Below are 21927 nucleotides of genomic sequence, written 5' to 3' on the forward strand. Positions count from 1 at the left end.
CAGGAAGCGGCGTCACCGGCTCGCGAGGAAGTCGTCCACCAGCCGGGCGCAGAACTCCTCGTCACTGGTGCGCCGCGTGATCAACGCGTTGAACAGCAACGGGCCCACGAGCCGGGCTGCGGCGAAGTCGATGTAGTCCTCCCCAGGCCGCAGATCGGCCAGCACCGCGTCGAACGGGCGGCGATAGGTGTCCACGACGTGCTCGCGCAACGCGGCGAGCCTGCCGGGCTCCCCGTCGTCCGGCGAACCGGACAGGCCGACGGCCGCCATCCACACCAGCGCGGCCAGCGACGGCGCGCGTTCGATCTGCCCGGCCTGCGCGAGCACCAGCCGCAGCAGGCGGTCGCGGGGCGTGCCGCCCTCGGGCGGGCTCAGCGGCGGGATCAGCTCCTGGAAGGCCGCCGCCAGCAGCTCGGTGCTGTTCGCGAAGTGCCGGTACAGCGTCGACCGCGCGACCCCGCTGCGCGCGGTGACCGCCTCGATCGTCACCTGCCGGACGCCGCCCTCGGCCAGCAGGGCGACCGCCGCCGACAGGATCGCCGAGCGCGACCGGTCCAGCCGGGGGTCACGGCGTCCGGGCACCTGCTGTGTCGTCACGACCGGATTCTCCCTCACGCGAACGAAAGAACAGGATTCAGAACTGCCGGTACTGCTACGATACTGTCGGTTTCGTTTCTCGTCGAAGCGAGGTGGGATGCGGGTGGACGCGCAGCTGGAGGTCACGGCGCTGTCCACCGCACGCCGGGGCGGGACGGTCGGGCTGATGTGCTCCGCGGTGGGCCTGGTCATCGCCATGGTCACGATCGTCAACACCGCTCTGCCCGCGCTCGCCGCGGACACCGGCGTCACCCAGGCGCAGCAGACGTGGATCGTCGACGTCTACACCCTGGTGCTGGCGGCGCTCGTGCTGCCGATGGGCGCGCTGGGCGACCGTTACGGCCGTCGCGGCGTGCTGATCGCCGGACTGGCGGTGTTCGCGGTCAGCTGCGCCGCTCCCCTGCTCGCCGAATCACCGGAATGGCTGATCGCCGCCCGCGCGCTGACCGGGCTGGGCGCGGCGATGATCATGCCCGCGACGCTGTCGATCATCAACGCGAGCTTTCCGCCGGAGCGGCGCGGCCGGGCCATCGGCATCTGGGCCGCGGTCGCCGGTCTCGGCGGCCTGGGCGGTCTGGTGCTCGCGGGCCTGCTGCTGCGGCATTTCTCGTGGCACTCGGTGTTCCTCGGCCCGGCCGTGCTGTCCGCGTTGTTCGCGCTCGCGTGCCTGACGGTGCCGACGTCACGGGAACTGGTGCACCGGCGGTTCGACACGGTCGGCGCCGCGCTCGGAGCGCTGGCGATCGGGTCACTGGTGTTCGGCATCCTGCGGGCGGCGGATCTGGGGTGGAGCAGCGCCGAGGTCATCGTGGCGCTGGTCGCCGGTGTGGTGCTGATCGCGGCTTTCGCCTGGTTCGAGGCGCGGCACCCGGCGCCGTTGCTGGACGTGCGGCTGTTTCTCAACCGCGCCTTCGCCACCGGCTCGCTGTCGGTGACCGTGCAGTTCACCGCGGCGTTCGGCTCGCTGTACGCGCTGGCGCAGTACCTGCAACTCGTGCAGGGCTACGACGCGTTGAAGTCGGGGCTCGCGCTGTGGCCGATCGCGTTGTCGACGCTGCCGTTGTCGATGCTGTCGGCATGGCTCGGGCAGCGGATCGGGTTGCGCCTGCTGACCTGCGCCGGGCTGGCCGTCGTGGTCGCCGGTGTCGTGCTGCTGGGGCGGCTCGACGCCGGCAGCGCCTACCCGGAGCTGGCGATCGCGGTGTGCGTGCTGGGTGGCGGCCTCGGTCTGACCGCACCCGCGGCGACGAGCGCCATCCTGGACAACGTGCCGCCGGACAAGTACGGCGTGGCCTCCGCGGTCAACGACGCGACCCGCGAAATCGGTGCCGCGCTGGGGATCGCGCTCGCCGGGAGCGTGCTGTCGGCGACCTACACGTCGTCGGTGGAGCCCTCGACGGCGGCGCTCCCGGCGGCGGCGCGCGAGGCCGCGGACGGCTCACTCGCCGGGGCGCTCGCGGTCGCGGAACGGTCCGGCCCGGCGGGCGCCCAGCTGGCGGCGGCCGCGCGTGACGCGTTCTCCGAGGGAATGTGGTTCAGCCTGCTGGCCCTGGCCGGGATCGTCGCGGCGGGCATCGTCGCCGCCGCGTGCCTGCGCCCGGCCAGGACCTGAGCCTCAGGAATCGTGCAGGATCACGCCGCGGATGTTGCGCCCGGCGTGCATGTCGGCGTAGGCCTGGTTGATCTCGTCGAGCTTGTAGGTCGTCGTGATCAGCTCGTCCAGTTTGAGCGTGCCCGCCTGGTACATCCGCGCGAGGCGGGTGATCTCGAACGACGGCGTGCCCATCCCGAAGATCACTCCCTGGATGCGCTTCTGCATCATCGACAGCGCCCACAGGTTGATCGGCAGGCCCTCGTCCTTGACGTCGCCGATGCCGGTCACCACGACCGTGCCGAACTTGCCGATCGCGTTGACGGCCTGCGCCACGTGGTCACCGGTCGTGACGCCGACGGTGACGATCGCCGAGTTCGCGCCCTGCCCATTGGTGACCGAGCGCGCGAAGTCCGCCGCCTCGTCGATGTCCGCGAACGCGTGCGTCGCACCCAGCTCCAGGGCCTTCTCCCGCTTGAACGCCACCGGATCCACGGCGACGACGTGGGCCGCGCCGCGGGCCCGCGAGCCCTGCACGGCGTTGATGCCCACACCGCCGACGCCCATCACGATGACCGTGTCGCCTGCCTTGACCTCCGCCGCGTACTCGGCCGAGCCCCACCCCGTCGGCACGCCGCAGGACAGCAGCGCCGCGACGTGGAACGGGATGCCCGGGTCGATCTTCGTGAGCGAGAACTCGGGAACGATCGCGTGCCGCGCGAACGTGCCGACCATCGTCATCTGCGCCGCGTCCGCCCCGTCGTGGTGCGCGCGGTAGGTACCGTCGGCCATGCAGCCGCTCAGGGCGTACATGCCAAGATCACACAGGTTGCCGCGCCCGGAGGAACACGCCTCGCACCGCCCGCAGGAGGGCACGAACTGGGCCACCACATGGTCACCCACCGCGAGGTTGCGCACCCCCGGCCCGACCGCCTCCACCACGCCCGCACCCTCGTGCCCGCCGATGAGCGGCAGATGCGGCGTCGGCATGTCACCGGTCGTGGCATGGTCGTCCGAGTGGCACAGCCCCGCCGCGTGGAACTCCACCCGCACCTCGTGGTCCGACGGCTCGTCCAGATCGATGTCCACGACCTGCCATTTGCCCGGCTGTTCGAGCAGCGCGGCCGCACGGGTTCGCATCATCGCCCACCTTCCACCAGTACAACGCCGACTGGCCGAAGGTAGAACAGGTTCTATTTTGCGTCAAGGAGGCGACGCGCTGCAGTAACCCCGGAGCTGGGTGGTCATCCCGTCGCCAGACCAGCCGCTGGGCGCGCTGGCGGGCAGTAGTCGGTCGCCTCGGGTTCGACCGCCCCCGCCCCTCCTCGCGGATGGTTCCAGTCGCCGAGCAGGCTGGGGATGAGGGGCGGGAGGTCCGGGCCGGTCGTGGGTCGGCTTGCGTTGCCGGGCGGCGGTTCCGGAAGGGCCAACACGGCAGCGGGAACGGCCAACACGCTGACCGGAAGGGCCAACACGCCGACGGGAACGGCAAACACGGCCGTGTTTGCCGCTCCGGGCGGCGTGTTTGCCGCTCCGGGCGGCGTGTTGGCTGCTGCGGGGCGGGCGGGCGCGTGTTCGGCTTGCGTGCCGGGTGGCGGTGCGGGGACGGGGGCCGGAACGACGGTGCCCGGCCCCCTGGAAGGGGAAGCCGGGCACCGAACGTCACGATCAGCCGCTCATGTCCACGTCGCCGTCGTTGTCGACGCGCGGGCGCTTCGCCGGGGGTGTGTCCGGGACCGCCGTCAGCGGCGAGTCGGGGGAACCCGGACCCGCACCCGACGGGCCGGGCTGCGGGCCCTGGATCTTCTGCCACGAGTGCCACGGACCGCCCTGGTCGGGGAACCGTGGGTCGCCGCGGTCCCAGAAGGAGCGGTCCGCCCCGTTGTCCGGGCGAGGGCTGAGGTAGGGCTCCTCCGACGAGCCGCTCGCGTCCGACCGGCTGCGTTCCTCGATGCCGTGGTAGGTGCTGGTCTCCCGGTTGTGCTCGAAGTTGTCCTGGCGGGTGCTCTGCATACCGCCGTGGCTGTTCCAGTGCGTGCTGGCCGACGGCTCGTGCCCGAGCACGCCCTTGCCGTGTCCCTTGATCTCGTTCTGCGGCAGGCCGGCGTAACCGGGGTCTCCGGGCTCCTTGGTGTCGAAGCGCCGGTTCTTGTCCATCAGCCAGTCCTTGAGCTGCTTGCCCTCGATGTCCTTGCCGGTCTTCGGATCGATGGGGATCGGCGACTTCGCGGCGTCCTGCCACAGCGGGAGCATCTTGCTGTGGTCGTGGCTCGGGTTGTCATACCCCGCCGCGTCGCGGCGCGAGTAGAACTGCGGCTTGCCGGTCTTCTTGTCGAACTTGGGGTTGCCGTTCTTGCCGGTCTTCTGCGTGCCGTACTTCCCGCCCGGCGACATCTGCTGGTACAGGCTGCCGCCCGGCGAGTTCGCCGTCACCGGCGTCGAGGGCAGGTTCTGCGTCTGCACCGTGAGATTGGGCCGCTTCCGCTTGCCCGCCGTCGACGTGCTCTGCGTCGTCGTGTTGTTCTTCTTGCAACTGGTCGGAGCCAGCCCGAGCGGGTCCGCGAACGCGTGCGGGTTGCCCACGTAGGCGTAGTGGTTCGGGCCCGCGTCCAGACCGAGCGGGTCCGGGCTCAGGTACCGCCCGAGCGCCGGGTCGTAGTAGCGGTGGAAGTTGTAGTGCAGCCCGGTCTCGGCGTCGAAGTACTGGCCCTGGAACCGCAACGGCGTGTCCACGGACGTCGCGGGCCGCTCGATCACCGCGCCGAACACGCTCGTGCGCGCGAACCAGGCGATCGCGCCCTGGTCGGTCACCAGCTCGGCGGGAGCACCAGAGGGATCGGTGACGACGGCGTGGAACTGCTCGTCGGCCCACTGTCCCCCGCCAAGCGGGACGCGATCCCGTTGCAGGAGCGGGCGGAACGTGCCCGGCTCGTAATCCCACACCGTGACACGCACACCATCCGAAGTGGACCTCGCCTGTTCGACGAGAAGCTGCCCGTCCCAGGTGAAGTCGACCCGCTCCAGCACCTGGACACCGTCAGCGGCGAAGTGCTCCTTGGCGGTGCGCCTGCCGAGCGGATCGTAGGAGTAGCGCCACGACGTGCCGTCCGGGACGCGCACCCCGGCGAGGCGGCCACGCGCATCCCAGAGGAACTGCCACACCTGCCCGCCACGCTCACGCAGCACGACGCGGCCCTGCGCGTCGTGGGTGTAGCGGGCCTGACCGGCCGCGGTGACAGCCGTCCCGGCGACCTCGCGGGGCCCGACGAGATCGGCATCGGCCGTGGTGGGCCAGACCGCCTCGGTCAGGTTGCCCGCGAGGTCGTAGGCGTAGCGCTCGGTCCACCGCGGCGACTGCACCCCGGTGACCCGGCCCCGGTTGTCCAGCGCGAACGCGCGGGGTCCGGTGAGCTGGTCCTGCACCGCGGTGAGCAGCCCGTCCGGCCGGTAGCTGTAGGAACGCTGCTGGCTCGGCTGCCCGCCCGGTCCCGCGACGGTCTGCGCGGCCAGCTGCCCGCCGGGCAGCCAGCTCTGCGTGATCACCGCACCGGCGGACAGTTCCCGGCGGATCTCGCGTCCGGCCAGGTCGTGGGCGAACCGCAGGCTCCGCCCGGCGGCATGCACCGCGACGGGCTGATCGCTCCCGTCGAACTCCCACACGCTTTCCGCACCCGAAGGCGTGCCCCGGCGGACGCGGCGGCCCTGGGCGTCGTAGGCGGACCGCACGGTGCGGCCGTTGATCGTCTCGGCCAGCACCCGGCCCGCGGCGTCCCGTTCGAACTCGATCCGGCTCGTACCGTCGTCGGCCGAGAGCACCCACCCCAGCGTGCTGTAGGTGTAGCGGGTGGTGACCCCGCCGGTCGTCTCCTCGGCCACGTTGCCCGCGGCATCGTACCGGCGCGTCGTGACCTGACCCGAGCCGTCGGTGCGCTCGACCATCTGGTCGGCCGCGTCGTAGGCGTAGGTGGTGGTGACGCCCGCGAAGTCCGTTTCCCGCACCAGGTTCCCGGCCGGGTCGTAGGAGTAGCGCCAGACCAGCCCCTGCTCGTTGGTGACGGCGGTCAGGCGCCGCTCGGTGTCGTAGGCGAACTCGACCCGGCTGCCGTCCGGCCGGATCTCCGCCGAGGGCAGGTCGAAGTGCGTGACCTCGGCCCGGGTGACCCCGGACACCGGATCGGTGTGGGCGCGGTTGTTGCCCTCGCCGTCGTAGATCCACTGCTCCAGCGCGCCGTCGGCATGCCGGTGCCAGGCCAGCTGCCCCTCGACGGTGTAGCCGAACCGTTCCACCGCGCCGAGCGGGTCGGTGACGGCGACGACCCGGCCGAACCGGTCGCGCTCGTAGCGCGTCACGCCGCCCTGCGGGTCCGTCACGGCCACCGGCAGTCCACCGGCGTCCGACTGGACCGTCAGCGTGTTGCCCAGCGCGTCGGTCACCGCCGCGACGTCGCCGCGCCCGTCGTGACCGTAGGTCGTGGTCGCGCCGTCGGGTTCGGTCACGCGGACGAGCTCGCCGGTCGCGTCGTACTCCCAGCGCGTGACCACACCGGGCGCCTCGGACATCGTCACCGGCAGGCCGAGAGCGTTGCGTTCGAAGGTCGTCACACTGCCGTCCGGTTTGGACAGCGTGATCAGGTTGCCCTCGTCGTCGTACTCACGACGGGTGGTGCGGCCGAGCGCGTCGGTGGTGCTCACCAGCCGGTCCGCGGAGTCGTAGGAGAACACCGTGGCGTGGCCGAGCGGGTCGGTCTCCCGGATCACCCTGGCGTTCTCGTTCAGGTGGTAGACGGTGACGTGGCCCAGCGAGTCGGTGGAGTAGGTGATCCGGTTCTCGGTGTCGTACTCCATCGTCCCGGCGAGGAACCCGCCGGACCCCTCGGTGCGCACGACCCGGCCCGCGTGGTCGTAGTGGTAGCGGTACCACTCGCCGTTGCGGTCGGTCCACCCGGTGATCCGGCCCGCCGCGTCGTAGTCGTAGCGGAACGGGCGGCCGGACGCGTTGGTCACCTCCGTGAGGCGCGCACCGGTGTAGCCGTAGCGGACCAGTTCCACCTCGCTGCCGTCGGCGGCCACCGAGTGCATCGCCGTGACCAGCCCACCGTCGGACTCCACGCGGACGCGGTGGCCGGCGCTGTGCCGGATTTCGACGGGCACACCGGCGTCGTCGCGGAGGTAGGAGATCCGCCTGCCGGCGCGGTCGCTCTCCGACGTCAGCGGCAGCGCACCGGCGCCCGGCGCGAAGTACAGCAGCCGGTCGGTCTCGCGGTCCCCGAGCAGGTAACCGCCGTCGTCGGCGCGCGTGAGCTGCCGGTTCGGGCCGGCCGGGGACGCCACCCAGGTACCGGCCTCGGGGTGCGGGAAGTGCTGCAGGGTGCCGTCGGAGGCGGCGAAGCTGACGCCCTCCTCGTGCACCTCGACCCGCTGGTCCACAGTGGACACCCAGGCGGTGCCCAGCGCGCGGCCGGCGCGGAAGGAGGAGAAGTGCGAGCGCTGGAACACCAGTGGCAGCGCGCCGAGGAACTCGAAATCGGTCTCGGTCATGATCATCTGACCGGTCGCGACGTCGATCGGGTCCTTGCAGTCGACGACGTCGTCGAGCGAGCGCGGGTTCGAGCCCTGGTCCTTCAGGGGCGGCGGTTCCTCGACCTTCGGCACCTTCGGCGCGGCGCCACCCGCCGACGACGCGTTCGTGGTGTCGTTCAGCTTCGGCGGCGGCGCCACCGCGGGCGTGTCGGCCGGGGGCGGCGGCTTCGGGGGGTTCGCCGGAGGGTCGGCGTCCAGCTTGGGCGGTGGCGCGACCTTGTCGACGTCCGGTGTGGACGATGCGCGAGTGGTGTCGCCGGGGGTGTCGTTGAGCTTCGGCGGCGGCGCGACCTGGTCGGAGTCCTTCGGCGGGTCCTTCGGCTTGGTGTCCGGGATGTCGCCGCCGCCCTTGCCCTCCATCGGGTCCACGCTCTTCGGCCCGGCGGGCAGGTCGTTCTGCTTCTTCGGCGTCGGCGGCTTGTCGGCCTTGATCTTGTTGAGCTTGCCCGCGGTGTCGGTGAAGATGCCACCGGCCTTCTTCAACAGCTCCGACAGGGCCTTGAGCGCGTGGGTCAGCTTCCCGGTGACGTCGGCGATCTTGGCCGCGGTCTTGGCGACCTCGCTGATCACCTGCGGCACGACCCACGCCAGCGCGATGCCGAGCGTCGCGATCACCTGCAGCGCCCACGAGATCATGTGGCCGACGACCTCGGCGATGATGTCGCGCACCAGGGTCCGCACCGCGGCCACGACCGTGCCCGCGGTCTCGATACCGCTGGCGGTGCCGCTGCTGGCCTCCTTCGCCGCGGCCAGCAGGTCACCCACGTCCTTGGCCTGCTGCCGGTAGGTGTCGGCGGACGGGCCGGTCCAGCCGGTCAGGTCCGCGGTGACCTGGTTGGTCAGGTCGACCCCGACCTCGCCCAGCTCGTTCGCGATGTTCTTCCAGGTCTCCGAATGCGCCTTGACCGCATCCGGGTTGCCTGCCAGCGCGTCGAGGGCGTCCTTGAGCGGGCCGATGTGCTCGATCAGCCAGCCCACGCCCGCGGCGAAGATCGAGCCGAACGGGTCGAGCACGAAACCGAGCGCGTCCAGGCCCGCCGCGGCCGCCCCGAGCGCGCCCGAGGCCCAGTCGCCGCTTTCGATGGCCTTGCGGAGATCCTGCGCGCCCTCCAGCAGGGAGATGCCCGAGATCGCGGTGGTGGAACTTTCTTCCTGGGCGACGAGGGGGTTCACCACGGGTTGTTCTCCTCATCGTCGTCCGCGGGACGCGCGGGCGGCTGCTGCTCACCCGGGGTCTGTCCGGTCTCCCCGGTCGCCTCGTCCTCGTCCTCGTCCTCGTCCTCGGCGTCCGGATCGGGGAAGCGGCTGCGCAGGTTGTCGACCAGCAGCGACCGGGTCTGCGGGTCCTCGTCGCCGACCTCCTCGGTCATCACCTGCGCCACCTGCGACGCGATCCCGGCCTGCGCACGCCGCATGGTGCCGAGGATCTGCGCGGACAGCTCGTCCAGCGGCATGGTGCGCGCCCGGCCGGACAGGCCCAGATCGGTCACGCTGCCGTCGGCGCGCACCGTGACCCGCACCGAACCGTCGGTGTTGGCCGAGGTCAGCCGGATCTCCTCGGTGCGCGCCTGCGCGGCGCGGTAGCGCTCCGCCTTCTGCGCCAATCCCTGTGCCCACGCGTCCACGCGCGCGGCTGCCTCGTCCGGGTCACGCATCAGATCACCCAGACCGTTCGCCGAGGTCACTGGACCACCCCGCCGACCCGCGGGGTCACCGTGGTGGCCTCGCGCAGCTGCCGCTGGAACGGCTCGGCGTTGGTCTGGTCCTGCTCCTCGTAACTGGTGGCCGCGGTGCGGACGTTGTCCGCCGTGATCTGCACACCCTCGACCGCCGCCTTGAGAGCCGCGACCGCGTCGTCCTGCGTCGTCGCGTTCACGATCGGGGGCAGGAAGGCACAGAGCAGGCCGTAGGCGGAATCGTCCATCGCCACGGTGTTGGCGGCGTCGACGGCGGTGTTGAGCCGGTCCGTCAGGCCGTCCAGGTGGCTGGCGTGGGTGCGTAGTTCGTCGGGATCGACTTCATAGGACATACGGGGCTACTTCTTCTCTTCCTTCTTGTTCTTCTTCCAGTCGCCGATGACCGGCGGGGCGACGACGTCGGCGCCCTCGAACAGCTCGGGCTCGCCCTCGATGTAGTCCGCGACCCGGTGCTCCTTGTCCTCCGCGCCCTGCCCCTTGGCGCCGTGCGCGCCGCCCATCCCGGCGGCGGGCATGCCGGCGCGGCCGGCCGCACCCGCGGCACCCGCGGCACCCGTGGCACCGCGGCCCGCGGCGGCCTCCTCCGCGGCCAGCGCCGCGGCACCGGAACTGGCACCGCCGGACAGCCTGCCCGCGTTGGTGCCACCCGCGCCGCCGAGCCCGCCGCCACCGGCACCACCGCCGAAGCTCTTGAGGGCCGGGGCACCAGCGCCGCCGCCGCCCGCGCCGCCGAGCCCCTTGGCGCCGGTCGTGCTCCCGCCGCCGAGCGGGGTGCCGCTGCCGGTCACCGAGTCCAGCCCGGTCAACGGATTGCCACTGACGGCCGGGCCGCCGAGGCGGCTGGCGATGCTGTCGCCGTTGACGCCGCCCCCGTAGCCGATGGTCGGGATGCGGGTGGACGAGCCGCCGGACGAGCTGGGGTCGACGGCCGAGGACGCCACCGTGCTGTCCGGGATGTCGAGATCCGGTACGGAACTGTGGTCCTGCAGCGTGCCGCCGCCGAAGGTGGTCGGCGAGCCCGCCGGGTAGTCCGGGGTGGACAGCCCGGGAACCTGGCTGCCGACCGTGCCGTAGTCGCCGGAACCGGTGTCCGCGCCGTAGGTGTTGAGCGCCGGCGTGTTCGCCCCGGCACCGCTGCCCGCCGTGTCCAGACCGGGCACCTCGCCCTGCGGCAGTGACGGGCTGTCCAGGTTGGCGGCCAGGGCGGAGTTGACGTCCCCGGTACCCACCGGGGTCCCTTGCGCGGCCGGGGTCGCGACCGAGCGCAGGTTCGCGGCCTGCTGCGCACCGGCCGCGGTGTCCGGGATGCCCGCCTCCGACCGCATCGCCTGCGCCTTGGACAGCGTCGCGGTCTGGGCCCGCGTGCCGCCGAGCTTGGGCGGCGCGGTGAAGGCCGGCGTGAGCGTGGCCCCGGCGACGGTCTCGTCGTACTGGGTCATGATCCGGGCGGCCTGCTGGCGCGCGACCTCGGACTGCTGCATGGCCTGCTGGTCGAGCTGCGCCTGCTGCGCGTAGACGACCGGATCGGTGATGGTCTGCAGGTGGGCGTTGGCGGCCTGAACGTCGAAGTTGACCGGCGGGTTGGCCGCCATCTGCTTCTGCGTCTCGTTCAGCGCCTGCGAGTGGATTTCCTGCTGGCGGCCGGTGAGCGTGGCGCCCTTGGCGGTGTTGCCCAGCCACTGGCCGACGTCGGCGAGGTGTTTGCGGGCGGCGTCACCACCGTCGCCCTGCCAGTCGGCGACGCTGGCGTTGATGGCGTCGGCCAGGTTCTGCTGGTGCTCGGTGAGGTCCTTGCCCAGCCGCACCCACTCCTCCGAGGTCACCGCGATCGCGGCCGAATCCGCGTTGTCGTTGATGACCTGCAGCATCTGCGCGTGGCTGGCGTTGTCCCAGACCGAACTGGGCGCGGTGCCGTTGTCGCGGATCTCCACGCCGTCGTCGACCTGGTCGCGGATCTGCACGATCCGCTGCTCGTACCGGCGCTGGATGGTCTCGTCGCGGAAGAGCGGGGTGACCACGTCACCCAGCCAGCCCTTCGCGATCTCGTCGTCGACCTGGCGGGTGACCTCGGCGCGGATCTCGTCGCCCGAGGTGGTGTCGTGGCCGATGGGGCCGATGTAGTAGGGCGAGTTCGGGTCCGCGGTGACGTCCTCGATGCCGCCGCCGACGTCGGACAGCTCCACGATCGTTCTCCTCCGGGTCGTGCTCGGTTCAGGCCTGGTCGGCGCGCAGCCGGCTCAGCGCCGTGCCGGTGTCGCCGTCCTGGGACTCGTAGTTCTTCTGCGCCAGCCGGATCGCCTCGATGTAGGTGGGCAGCTCCGCCTTGGCCTGCTGGAGCTGCGTGAGCAGGCCGCGGTCGTCGCTCGCGGTCTTCACCATCACGTCGGAGACCCAGGTGGCGGTGGCTCCGCTGCTCATTGGCGGTGCGTCGCCGAACGCCTGCAGCGTGGACCAGCGCTCCTCGAGCGCGTCCACCATGCCCTGCAGGGCCTGGATCATCTTCTCGCCGGTCTGCTCGTCGACGGCGAACCCGCCCTCGGTGGCCATCTTCTTCAGCGCGACGGCGTGCACCGCCCGCATCATGCTGACCGCCTCCACTGGCTTCTGCGCGTCCTCGCTCATCCCTGTTGCCTCCCCGAATCTCAGTAGACGGACGCGATCATGTCCCGGACGGCTTCGGCGACTCCGGGGAACCCGGCCGGCACGTACCTCGCGGTGATCGTGCCAGCCCCGTCGGTTCCGGTGCTGACCAGGTAGCGCCCGTCCTCACTGTCCAGCCACGTCACCGGTGTGGCGGACCGGCGCTCCCCGTGCCTGCCGCGGCCGTGGGCGGTGAAGTAGCCGCCGCCCCGCCGCGGCGCGGCGAGGATCTCTTCGAGCCGTTCCTCCTCGCTCACCGTGCGCGTGCGCGCGGGCCGCCGCGAGCGGACGACGCTGGTGACCTGGAGGCTGCCGAACGCCTCGGTCTCCTCGTCGTCGAACTCCTCCTCGGCCTGGCGCAGCGCCGCCAGCGCCGAGCGCGGGCGTTCCCCCTCCTGGCGGGAGACCGACAGCGGCCCGCCCGGCGGGGCGTCGGCGGGCGGGAGCGAGCCGACCACGCGGGGCACCAGGTCCTCGTCCGGGAACAGGGAGAACCACAGCTGGTCCGCACCGGGCGCCTGCCGGATCGCGAGAGCCTGGGCGCCGTCGGTGGCGGCGAACACGGCCAGGTCACCGGTGCGGGAGTCGGAGCCGCTCGCCGTGACGGACACACGGTGGTCGCCGAGCAGCTCGAACGCCGTCCGCACGTTCGGGTCCAGCTCGCCGCGCACGGACAGCTTGCGGTCCTCCAGATCGTGGTAGACCTGGATCGCCAGTCTGGCGAAGCGGACGGGGTCCACGGTGGTGTGGCTGATGCGCAACGGGAAGACGCGGACGTCGACGTCCAGCGCGCGCCCGACGACGACGGCCTCCACACTGCCCAGCGTGAAGTCGAACCGAGACACCATCGACGCTCTTCTCACCTTTCAGGTTCCGCCGCGGAGGCGGGGCCGTGAAACATGGACGGCCAGTTCGGGTTGTTCGTTGATCAGTGTCCGCGCCCGGAGGGACCGCTGTCGAGCGGCACACCGGTGCCCGGTGGAGATCACAACGCACCCGGATGATCCCGGACCGCCGGTTTCCGCTCAACACTGCCCCAAAGGCTGACAAAGTCAGGGCATCCGGGCAGATGCTCATCTGAGCAGGAGAGGTCCACACGGGAGCGCCGCATGCGACACCACCACACCCGGCTTACCGGGGCCGCCCGCTCCCCGCCCGCAGGACGAGGTCGCCGACCAGGGTCTGTCCTTCGACATCGCGCTCACCGCGTGCGGCACCGCGTCCGTGCGGGGAGGCCCCCGGCGAGACGGCGGGCCCGTACCGGGTGACGGTTCCAACGGACCGGGCGAGCATCACCGACTCCACCGACGCGATCGCCACCTCGAGCCCGTCGGCTGCGGGAAGTCGGGCACCGACGTCGTCTTCACCATCACGAAGATCACCACCAACGGCCGCTGCACCGAACAGTTCGCCGAGAAGTCGCGCAATGGCCACTACCTGTTCCCGGAGGTTTCGGTCACCACGTCGCCGTCGATGGACCGCGGCCTCTCCCCCGGCGTGCTCAACCCAGTCACCTTCTCGGTGATCGGCCAGGACGGCGTCACCGAGACCGGGAACAGCCTCGTCACCAACCGCACGTTCGGCTGCCTGGCGCACGGCAAGCGCCTGCCCGCCGCGCTGGGCCCCGGTCAGGCCGACCGCGGCACGATCGTCCCGGACTCCCGCAACGCCACCGGCAGGCTCGTCCTGACGCCCTACGGGCTCGACGGTTTCGACGGCTGTGAGTGGGACCTCGGAACCGCGATCCGAGCCGTCGCACCCCGTACGGGGGACTCGCGCACGCCATCGGCGAGTCCCCCGTTCCTCCGGACGGGTCCCACTTTCCGGACACCGAGTCCCACACTCAGCACACCGAACCCCACGCTCGCCAACCGCCACCCGGCAACGCAACGCCCCCCGAACCACACCTCCCCCGCAACCCGATCCCCCCGGGCGCGCCAGCGCCCAGGCGCCGGGACGTAGCGTGCGAAGCCGGCGCCCGAGTTACGCGCGTAGCGTCAAGCGCGCGCAGCGCAAAACCCCCACCCGAGAACTCACCCCAGCCGCAGATGATCCCGCAACCGCCGCGCCACCTGGGCCATCACGGCTTCCGCCCCGGGCTGGTTCGCGGCGGGCACCCGGGACTCGGTAAGAGCAGCCACCGCGAAGACCTGCCCGTCGGCATGCTCGACAACCCCGATCTCGTGCCGCAGCGTCAGCAGAGTGCCCGTCTTGGACGACCACGTCGAAGCATCGGAAGCGAAATCGGGAGCCAGCCGCTGCCGCAACACGTTGTGCCGCATCAGTTCCCGCACACCTCCGGCGACCGGCGCGGGGATCGGGGACGGTGTCCACAGCGCCTGCAGCAGGTCCGCGAACGCCCGCGCGGAACCGGAACTGGCCCGCGTCACGTCCAGTTGCGGGATGCGGTGCCCGCGCCCCGCCGTGCCCGTCTCCACCGCGAGCGCGTAGGCCAGGTGCCTCTCGCCGCGGTCGAACCGTTCGGCGGGTGTCTCGGTCAGCTCCCGCACCGGGTGGCGCACGGTGATGCCGTCGATGCCGAAACCCTTGAGGATGCGGGCAACCTCGGGCGGCGGGGTGAGGCCGAACAGGGCGTCGGTGGCGGCGCCGTCGCTGATCGTGATGCTCAGGTGCAGCAGGTCGTCGACGGCGACGCGCGCCGGGTGGCGGAACCGGCTCAGCCCGGTCGGACCCGCGGTCTCGATCCGGCCCGGCGTGATGTCCAGCTGCGTGGCCCCGTCGAGCTCGCCGAGCCGGATCCGTTCCAGCGTGGCGATCGCGAGCGGCACCTTGACCAGCGACGCGGACGGCCACTGCGCGTCCGGCTCGATGCCGGCCTCCTCGCCGGTGGCCAGGTCCCGCACCAGGAACGATCCGCGCAGCCCGGCGTCGTCGAGCACGTCCCGCAGTTCGCGCAGCAGCTCCGGTGTCCTCACTCGTCCCCCTCGCGCGCCCCGAGGCAGTGGGCGATGGCCCGCGACAACGGCCCGAGGCGCTCTCCGTCGTCACTGTAGGTGGCGGCCAGCGCGTAGCCGCGGACGAGCCCGATCTCGCCCAGCGGCCGCCAGTGCAGCTCCAGCTCCGCCGCCTGCGCCGCCGAGCACACCAGCAGGTCCGCGGAACCGAGGACGTCGGCCACCGCGGTGACCAGCGATTCGGCGATGACGACCTGCGAGGGCCGCAGCCCGAGGCTGTCGCGCAGGTGGACGAGCCGGTCCCGGATGTGCGGCACGTCGTCCTCCGGCTGCAGCAGCACCCGCCGCGCCGGACCGTCCGCGCCGCGACTCACTCGCAAGGTCTCCAGGTAGACGGTGTGCGCGGATGGCGGCACCGCGGCCGCCACCCCGAGCGGCACGCGCCAGCGGGCCTCCTCGTCGGCGGGCACGGCGGTGAGCGCGACGCGGACCTCCTGGGTGCGGACGAGGTCGGCGCGCCGCGCGGGCCGGGCGGGCCGGAAGTCGAGGACGAGGTCGTGGTCGCGAGCCTCGGCGTCGAGGTGGGCGAGGTCTCGGGCGCCGCACCAGTCGGGGACCGCGAGCCGCAAGGGACGGCGGCGGGCGCGCCGCGCGTCGTGCTCGAAGGCGTCGGCGAGGCCGACCAGACGTTGCGCCGCGGGCAGGACGTCGCGGCCGAACGGGGTGAGCACCGCGCGCCGGGTCGAGCGGTCGAACAGCCGGTCGCCGAGGTGCTGTTCGAGCGCGGCGATGCGGCGGCTGGCGACCGGTTGCGGGATGCCCGCGGCCGCCGCGCCGAGGGTGAAGCTGCCCCGCTCGCTGACGCTGACGAAGGCCCGGCAGGCACCGACGAGATCCACGCGGTCGATCTTATGCCGGATCCGCATGGAAGCACTCAGTTCGGTCTTCGACAGTATGTGATCGGGACGGGAAGCTGGTCCGCATGTTGGTACGAACCCTGTCCACCCTGACCGCCGCCCTCGCGTTCGGGCTGGTCACCGCCTGCGCGACCGAGACCGTCCCGCCACCGCCCGCCACCTCCGCCGCGTCGCCCGCCCCGGTCCAGGTGGACTTCGGCGATCTGGAGAAGCAGTTCGACGCGCGGCTCGGCGTGTACGCGATCGACACCGGCACCGGCCGGGAAATCACGTCCCGCGCCGACGAGCGGTTCGCCTACTGCTCGACGATCAAGGTCCCGCTGGCCGGTTCCCTCTTGCGGCGCGGCGCCGACCTGAACGAGGTGCTGCGCTACACGAGCGCCGACGTCGTGGCCAACTCGCCCACCACGAAGGACCGCACGAGCGTGACCGTGCGCGAGGCGGTCGAGGCCGCGCTCACCCAAAGCGACAACACGGCGGCGAACCTGATGTACCGCGAACTGGGCGGGCCCGCGACGGTCGGCGACGTGCTCCGCGAAATCGGCGACACCACGACGCACGTGGACCGCACCGAGACCGACCTGAACTCGGCGGTGCCCGGCGACATCCGCGACACCAGCACCCCAAGGGCCCTGGCGACGACGCTGCGCGCGTTCGTCCTCGGCGACGCGTTGCCCGCGGACGAACGCGATCTGCTGACCGGCATCATGCGCCGTAACACCACCGGCGCCGAGACGATCCGCGCGGGCGTGCCCTCGGACTGGACCGTGGCGGACAAGACCGGTTCCGGCTCGTACGGCACCCGCAACGACATCGGTGTCCTCTGGCCGCCCTCCGGCGCGCCGATCGTCATCGCGGTGCTGACGAGCCGGGCCACCGAGGACGCGGCGTACCAGAACGCGCTGCTCGCCCAGGCGACGGCGCGGGTGGTCGAAGCGTTGCGGTAGCCGGTCTCAGTGACCGCCGCCCAGTGCACCGGTGAGCCGGTTGTGCATCGTCGCGCTGTACTGGTTGAGGCCGATGATCTCGACGGTCTTGCCGCGCGCTTCGTACTTCGTCGTGACGGCGTCGAGCGCGGCGACCGTGGAGGCGTCCCAGATGTGCGCGCCGGTCAGGTCGATCACCACCTGGCCGGGATCGCCCGCGTAGTCGAACCGGTGCACGATGTCGTTGCTGGAGGCGAAGAACAGCTCACCGGTGACGGCGTAGACGACCTGGCCGCCGTCCGGATCGGTGACGGAGGTGACCTCGACCAGGTGCGCGACCCGCCGGGCGAAGATGATCATCGCGGTGACGGAGCCGACGACCACGCCGATCGCGAGGTTGCTCGTCGCCACCACGACGACGACGGTGATCACCATGACGCCGATCTCGCCCGGCGGCATGCGCCGCAGCGTCGCCGGGCGGATGCTGTGCCAGTCGAACGTGCCGAACGCGACCAGCACCATGACGGCCACGAGCGCGGCCATCGGGATGTCGGACACCACCGGGCCGAGCGCCAGGCACAGCACCATCAGGAACGAGCCGGCCAGGAACGTCGACAACCGGGTGCGCGCGCCACCGGCCCGCACGTTGATCATGGTCTGCCCGATCATGGCGCAGCCGCCCATGCCGCCGAAGAAGCCGGTGACGACGTTCGCGACGCCCTGCCCGATCGCTTCGCGGGTCTTGCTGGAGCGGGTGTCGGTGATGTCGTCGACGAGCTTGGCCGTCATCAGCGATTCCATCAGGCCGACGAGCGCGAACGCCAGCGCGTACGGCGCGATGAGGGTCAGGGTGTCCAGGGTGAACGGCACGTCGGGCACGCCCGGCACCGGCAGGGTCGAGGGCAGGGCACCCTTGTCGCCGACGGTCGGGACGGTGATCCCGGCGGCGACGGTCACGACCGTGAGCGCCACGATCGACACGAGCGGCGCGGGCACCGCCCTGGTGAGCCTCGGGAACAGCACCATCAGCACGAGCCCGGCCGCGAAGAGCGGGTACACCGGCCACGGCACGTCGATCAGTTCCGGCACCTGCGCGAGGAAGATCAGGATCGCCAGCGCGTTGACGAAGCCGGTCATCACACTGCGCGGCACGAACCGCATCAGCCGCGCCACGCCGAGCGACCCGAGCACGATCTGGAACAGTCCGCCCAGGACCACGGTCGCGACGAGGTAGCCGAAGCCGTGCTCGCGGGCCAGCGGCGCCACCACCAGGGCGATGGCCCCGGTCGCGGCCGAGATCACCGCAGGCCGCCCGCCGACGACGGAGATCACGACAGCCATCGTGAACGACGCGAACAACCCCACGCTCGGATCGACCCCGGCGATGATCGAGAACGAGATCGCCTCGGGGATCAACGCGAGAGCCACGACGAGCCCGGAGAGGATCTCGGTGCGGGCGACCTTGGGCGAGAGCCACGACGGGCGCGCGAGGGTGAGGGGCACTACAACACCTGACATTGGTTCGGGCGGCCGACCGGCCGGACGGATGTGCGGGAGCGTCGGTGCCCCTCGTGGCCGGCGACCCGGCCGCGCAAACTCTACCCTGACGTGAGGTGAGAGATCGGCGGGGTGGCCCCCATGCCACAGGGGGGAAGCATCGATCAGTGTGCCGGGCGGGTGGCGCCCGGCTGGCCGCGGCGAGCCGCGTCCAGGCTTGAGCGGAGTGAGGCGGCGAACTCCTCCGCGATCGTGAGCTTCGCGCGCAGTTCCGCGCACCGCTCCTCGGCCGTCTCGGCGAATTCGGTCAGTCGCGCGACCGGGTCGTCGATGCGGGGCGAGCCGGGGGCAGGGTCGAGGATCGCGAGCAGGTCGCGCATCTCCTCCAGCTGGAAACCGAGCGGCTTCATCCGCTTGATCACCTGCAAGCGGTCCACGTCCGGATCGGTGTAGAGGCGGAACCCGCCCTGGCTGCGGGCGCTGGGCACGACCAGCCCCACTTCCTCGTAGTACCGGATCGTGCGCAGGGACAGCCCGGTGCGGTCGGCGACCTCGCCGATCTGCATCTGTTCGCTCACCCCGGGTCCTTTCGCCGCCTCCGGCACAGGGTTCCACAGGACACGGTCGGCCGCGGCGGGAGGCCTGCCGGTTCCTGCCGCACCACGCCCACGCCGCGTCCGGCTGCGCTAGCGTCCGTCAGGTGAAGCGGATGATGCTCGCGATCCTGGCGGCCGTCGGGGCGACGGCGTGCGGCGCGGGACCCACCGGGACACCCGCGGCCACCAGCTCGGAGCCGTTCACCGCGCCCCCGCGCCCCGCGCCGCTGCCGGGCTCCACTCCCCCGGGCACGGTGCTGCGGTTCGGGGAGAAGGCGGTGATCACGGTCGGCCGGGCGGAGGACCCGCACCGGGTCGGCGTCATCGTCACCGGCGTCGACAGGGCCACCGAGCAGGAGATGGCGTCGATCCCGTCCGGGTCCCCGGACGAGCCCGGCCGCTGGGCGTACCTCATTCGCCTGATCGTGGTCAACGAAGACGGCGCCGGGAACTTCAGCGGCTACAGCGGGCCGAACGTGTACGGCGATGTGGGTGAGCCGGGCTTCGGCGGTGACGCGGGCAGCCTCCGGCTCCTGAACACGGACCTCGTGCTGTCGAGCTGTACCGACTACAGCAGCCCGCCGCCCGGCTGGGACACCCCCGGCGCCCGCTTCGAAACCTGCCGGATCGTGTTCGCCGAGCCCGATCGGGTGCGGGTGCCGATCGAGGACGGCGGCGGCGTCTTCTGGCAGCCCTAGCCCGGCTACTCCCCCGGTCCCGCGGTGCTCAGCGCGTACCGGACCGCGTCCGCGCGGGAGTGGAAACCGGCCTTGGCGAAGAGGTTGTTGATGTGCGTCTTGACCGTCGCCTCGCTGATCACCAGGCGGCGCGCGATCTCGGGGTTGCGCAGGCCCTCGCCGATCAGCGTCAGGACTTCCTCCTCGCGCGCGGTCAGCGTGAACGTCGGCTTGACGGGCCGGGCACGGCGGGTCGCCAGGGTCAGCAGCCGCCGCTGCACCTCCGGTGCCAGGACGACCTGCCCGGCGCCCGCGCTGCGCACCGCCTGCTCGATCTTCGCCCGGTCGGCCTCCTTGGTGAGGTAGCCGCTGGCCCCGGCCTCCAGCGCGGCCAGGATCGACTCGTCGTCGTCGAAGGTCGTCAGCACCACGACCTGCACGTCCGGCGCCGCGGTCTTGATCCGGCCGGTCGCCTCGACCCCGTCCATCACCGGCATGTGCAGATCCATCAGCACGACGTCGGCCGCGTGGGCGGCGACGGCGTCGACGGCTTCCGCGCCGTTGGTGGCGGTCGCGACCACGTCGATGTCGTCGGCGAGATCCAGCATCACCGCGAGTGCCTCCCGCACCGAAGCCTGGTCGTCCACGACCACGAGGGACAGGGTCACCGGGGTACCTCCACTTCCACGATCCAGCCGCCCGCCGCGTCCGGTCCGGCCCGCAGGCTGCCACCCAGCAGGGCGATCCGCTCACGCATGCCGACCAGGCCCATTCCGCCGCTGAGCCCGGGAGCCGTCCCGCCCTCCGACGGATCGTTGCGCACCACCAGCGCGAGCCCGTAGTCCCGAAAGGACAGCGTCATCGACCGCTCCGCTCCGGGCGCGTGCTTCGCCGCGTTGGTCAGCGCCTCCTGCGCGACGCGGATCACCGCGTGCGCGACCTCGGACGGCACCGGCGCGGGCTCACCGGTGATCTCCAGCGCGGACGCGCCCTCGGCCATCAGTTCCAGCGTCCGTTCCAGCGGAAGGGCGCCGTCACGCAGTGCCTCGATCGCGCGCCGGGTTTCGCCCATGCTGCCCACCGCCAGCGCGCGTGCCCGCCGCACGGCTGCGTTCGCCTCCTCGTCCCGGCCCTTGGCGTGCAGGGCGTCGGCCATGTCCAGTTGCAGCGCGACCCCGGACAGCGAATGCCCGAGCACGTCGTGGATCTCCCGCGCGATGCGGCTGCGCTCCAGCAGGGTCGCCTCCCGGACCTCCGCCTCCGCGGCGCGTTGGGCGTTGCGCACCGCGTCCCGGCGGTCCCGCCGTCCGATTCCGGCGAACACCGGGGCGACGACGGCGAGACCGAGCCACAACGGCCAGCCCGCGCGCAACGGGGGCAGGCCCCACACCAGCCACACCGACACCGCGGTGGCCACCGCCCCGGCCCCGGCGACCGCGAACGCCGCGCGGCGGGACCCGAGCTTCTCCCCCGCGACGGCGGAGGCCAGGAACGGGAACGCCGGGGCGACCGTGGACTGCGCCAGCGGCAACAGGATCGCCGCCAGTACCGCGAACACCAGCGCCAGGACGAACCGCCACATCTCGCTCAGACCGGACCACGGCACCAGGCTGCCGAGCGCGAGTGCGGCGACCACCACGAACAACGGCACGGTCCAGGCCGGGAAAGCAACCTGCTCGTAGGTGAGTTGCACCGCGACGACCACGACGAGCGTGCCGAACAAGAGCGGCCGCAGCAGCTCGTCGGTGTAGCGGAACGGCCGCGTGGTCATGACAGCACCCTAGCGACCCGTGCGGAACCGGCGCTGCAGATCGTCCAGCAGTGGCGAAGTCCGGTGCGGCGCACCGCCACGGCCCTTCGCCCAGACGATCCGGTCGCCGGTGCGCAGCGCCCGGCCCAGCACGACAACGCCCTCGACCAGCACGCCCAGTCCCAGCGTCAGCAGCAGCGAGTCGGCCACGCTTCCGAAAAGGACGCCCAGCCCCAGCTTGGCGCCGATGTTGACCAGCCACAGCACCACGGTGAGCGCGGTGTAGCGCAGGAACACGACGCCGCCCGAGGAGTAGAGCCGGATGCTCGCACCTCGCGCACCGCCGAGCACCACGCTCAGCGCCCCGGACGTGATCAACTCGAGCGCGTCGACCTGGTGGAGCTTGGTCACGCCGAGCACCACCAGCACCGCGGGCAGGAGCAGTATCCGCTTGCCCTGGGCGGGCACCCCGCTCAGACGCCGGGTCAGGATATATCCGATGATCAGGACGATCAGGACGATCTGCACAGGGCCACTCATCTTC

The 21927-nt window shown here is 71.9% G+C and carries 19 protein-coding genes; 4 read left to right on the plus strand and 15 right to left on the minus strand.

Annotated elements, in window-relative coordinates:
- Positions 1-12 precede the first annotated feature (12 nt).
- Positions 13-597 (minus strand): TetR/AcrR family transcriptional regulator, encoded by a 585-nt coding sequence (locus HNR02_RS32390; RefSeq protein ID WP_312861253.1) that lies wholly within the window; start codon positions 595-597, stop codon positions 13-15.
- Between the two features lie 103 nt (positions 598-700).
- On the opposite strand from HNR02_RS32390, the gene HNR02_RS32395 reads away from it, so the two are divergent.
- Positions 701-2209, plus strand: coding sequence for an MFS transporter (locus tag HNR02_RS32395; RefSeq protein WP_376772978.1), 1509 nt, complete (start codon positions 701-703; stop codon positions 2207-2209).
- Between the two features lie 3 nt (positions 2210-2212).
- Here HNR02_RS32395 and HNR02_RS32400 read toward each other — a convergent pair whose 3' ends face one another.
- The 7 genes from HNR02_RS32400 to HNR02_RS32430 form a co-directional block, all read right to left on the minus strand.
- On the minus strand, positions 2213-3331 hold the full coding sequence (locus tag HNR02_RS32400; RefSeq protein WP_179777408.1) for an NDMA-dependent alcohol dehydrogenase: 1119 nt from the start codon (positions 3329-3331) through the stop codon (positions 2213-2215).
- A 525-nt stretch (positions 3332-3856) separates the two neighbouring features.
- Positions 3857-8944, minus strand: coding sequence for an RHS repeat-associated core domain-containing protein (locus HNR02_RS32405; protein WP_179777409.1), 5088 nt, complete (start codon positions 8942-8944; stop codon positions 3857-3859).
- Complete coding sequence (locus tag HNR02_RS32410; RefSeq protein ID WP_179777410.1) at positions 8938-9453, minus strand: YbaB/EbfC family nucleoid-associated protein; 516 nt, start codon at positions 9451-9453, stop codon at positions 8938-8940. The genes HNR02_RS32405 and HNR02_RS32410 overlap by 7 nt, the downstream gene beginning before the upstream one ends.
- Positions 9450-9797, minus strand: a complete 348-nt coding sequence (locus HNR02_RS32415) for a type VII secretion target (RefSeq protein WP_179777411.1) — start codon at positions 9795-9797, stop codon at positions 9450-9452. Before HNR02_RS32415 ends, HNR02_RS32410 begins: the two co-directional genes overlap by 4 nt.
- Before the next feature lie 6 nt (positions 9798-9803).
- The gene (locus HNR02_RS32420) at positions 9804-11648 is read right to left on the minus strand and encodes a hypothetical protein (protein WP_179777412.1); all 1845 of its coding nucleotides are present in this window, start codon (positions 11646-11648) and stop codon (positions 9804-9806) included.
- 28 nt (positions 11649-11676) lie between these two features.
- On the minus strand, positions 11677-12087 hold the full coding sequence (locus tag HNR02_RS32425) for a hypothetical protein (protein WP_179777413.1): 411 nt from the start codon (positions 12085-12087) through the stop codon (positions 11677-11679).
- Positions 12088-12107: 20 nt separating this feature from the next.
- On the minus strand, positions 12108-12953 hold the full coding sequence (locus HNR02_RS32430) for an ESX secretion-associated protein EspG (protein WP_179777414.1): 846 nt from the start codon (positions 12951-12953) through the stop codon (positions 12108-12110).
- Positions 12954-13329: 376 nt separating this feature from the next.
- Here HNR02_RS32430 and HNR02_RS32435 point away from each other — a divergent pair, with 376 nt between their 5' ends.
- Positions 13330-14067 carry a hypothetical protein gene (locus HNR02_RS32435; RefSeq protein ID WP_179777415.1) on the plus strand — a complete coding sequence of 246 codons (738 nt, stop codon included), beginning with the start codon at positions 13330-13332 and terminating at the stop codon, positions 14065-14067.
- 71 nt (positions 14068-14138) lie between these two features.
- On the opposite strand, the gene HNR02_RS32440 is transcribed toward HNR02_RS32435, so the two are convergent.
- Together HNR02_RS32440 and HNR02_RS32445 are read right to left on the minus strand one after the other, a co-directional pair.
- Entirely contained in the window at positions 14139-15041 is a 903-nt protein-coding gene (locus HNR02_RS32440; protein ID WP_179777416.1) for a serine hydrolase, read from the minus strand.
- On the minus strand, positions 15038-15946 hold the full coding sequence (locus HNR02_RS32445) for a LysR family transcriptional regulator (protein ID WP_179777417.1): 909 nt from the start codon (positions 15944-15946) through the stop codon (positions 15038-15040). Before HNR02_RS32445 ends, HNR02_RS32440 begins: the two co-directional genes overlap by 4 nt.
- Positions 15947-16002: 56 nt before the next feature.
- Here HNR02_RS32445 and bla point away from each other — a divergent pair, with 56 nt between their 5' ends.
- Positions 16003-16884 carry a class A beta-lactamase gene (gene bla, locus HNR02_RS32450; protein ID WP_179777418.1) on the plus strand — a complete coding sequence of 294 codons (882 nt, stop codon included), beginning with the start codon at positions 16003-16005 and terminating at the stop codon, positions 16882-16884.
- Between the two features lie 6 nt (positions 16885-16890).
- Here the strand turns inward: bla and HNR02_RS32455 are convergent, their stop codons facing one another.
- Together HNR02_RS32455 and HNR02_RS32460 are read right to left on the minus strand one after the other, a co-directional pair.
- On the minus strand, positions 16891-18366 hold the full coding sequence (locus tag HNR02_RS32455) for a SulP family inorganic anion transporter (RefSeq protein ID WP_312861254.1): 1476 nt from the start codon (positions 18364-18366) through the stop codon (positions 16891-16893).
- Between the two features lie 158 nt (positions 18367-18524).
- Positions 18525-18926, minus strand: coding sequence for a MerR family transcriptional regulator (locus HNR02_RS32460; RefSeq protein WP_179777981.1), 402 nt, complete (start codon positions 18924-18926; stop codon positions 18525-18527).
- A 134-nt stretch (positions 18927-19060) separates the two neighbouring features.
- On the opposite strand from HNR02_RS32460, the gene HNR02_RS32465 reads away from it, so the two are divergent.
- The gene (locus HNR02_RS32465) at positions 19061-19654 is read left to right on the plus strand and encodes a hypothetical protein (RefSeq protein ID WP_179777420.1); all 594 of its coding nucleotides are present in this window, start codon (positions 19061-19063) and stop codon (positions 19652-19654) included.
- Positions 19655-19659: 5 nt separating this feature from the next.
- On the opposite strand, the gene HNR02_RS32470 is transcribed toward HNR02_RS32465, so the two are convergent.
- The 3 genes from HNR02_RS32470 to HNR02_RS32480 are packed head-to-tail and all read right to left on the minus strand — an operon-like array spanning position 19660 to position 21923.
- Positions 19660-20301 carry a response regulator gene (locus tag HNR02_RS32470; RefSeq protein WP_179777421.1) on the minus strand — a complete coding sequence of 214 codons (642 nt, stop codon included), beginning with the start codon at positions 20299-20301 and terminating at the stop codon, positions 19660-19662.
- Entirely contained in the window at positions 20298-21404 is a 1107-nt protein-coding gene (locus HNR02_RS32475) for a sensor histidine kinase (protein WP_179777422.1), read from the minus strand. Before HNR02_RS32475 ends, HNR02_RS32470 begins: the two co-directional genes overlap by 4 nt.
- A gap of 9 nt (positions 21405-21413) precedes the next feature.
- Positions 21414-21923 carry a DUF1453 domain-containing protein gene (locus HNR02_RS32480; RefSeq protein WP_179777423.1) on the minus strand — a complete coding sequence of 170 codons (510 nt, stop codon included), beginning with the start codon at positions 21921-21923 and terminating at the stop codon, positions 21414-21416.
- Positions 21924-21927 lie beyond the last annotated feature (4 nt).

The organism is Amycolatopsis endophytica (assembly GCF_013410405.1).
GTDB lineage: Bacteria > Actinomycetota > Actinomycetes > Mycobacteriales > Pseudonocardiaceae > Amycolatopsis_E > Amycolatopsis_E endophytica.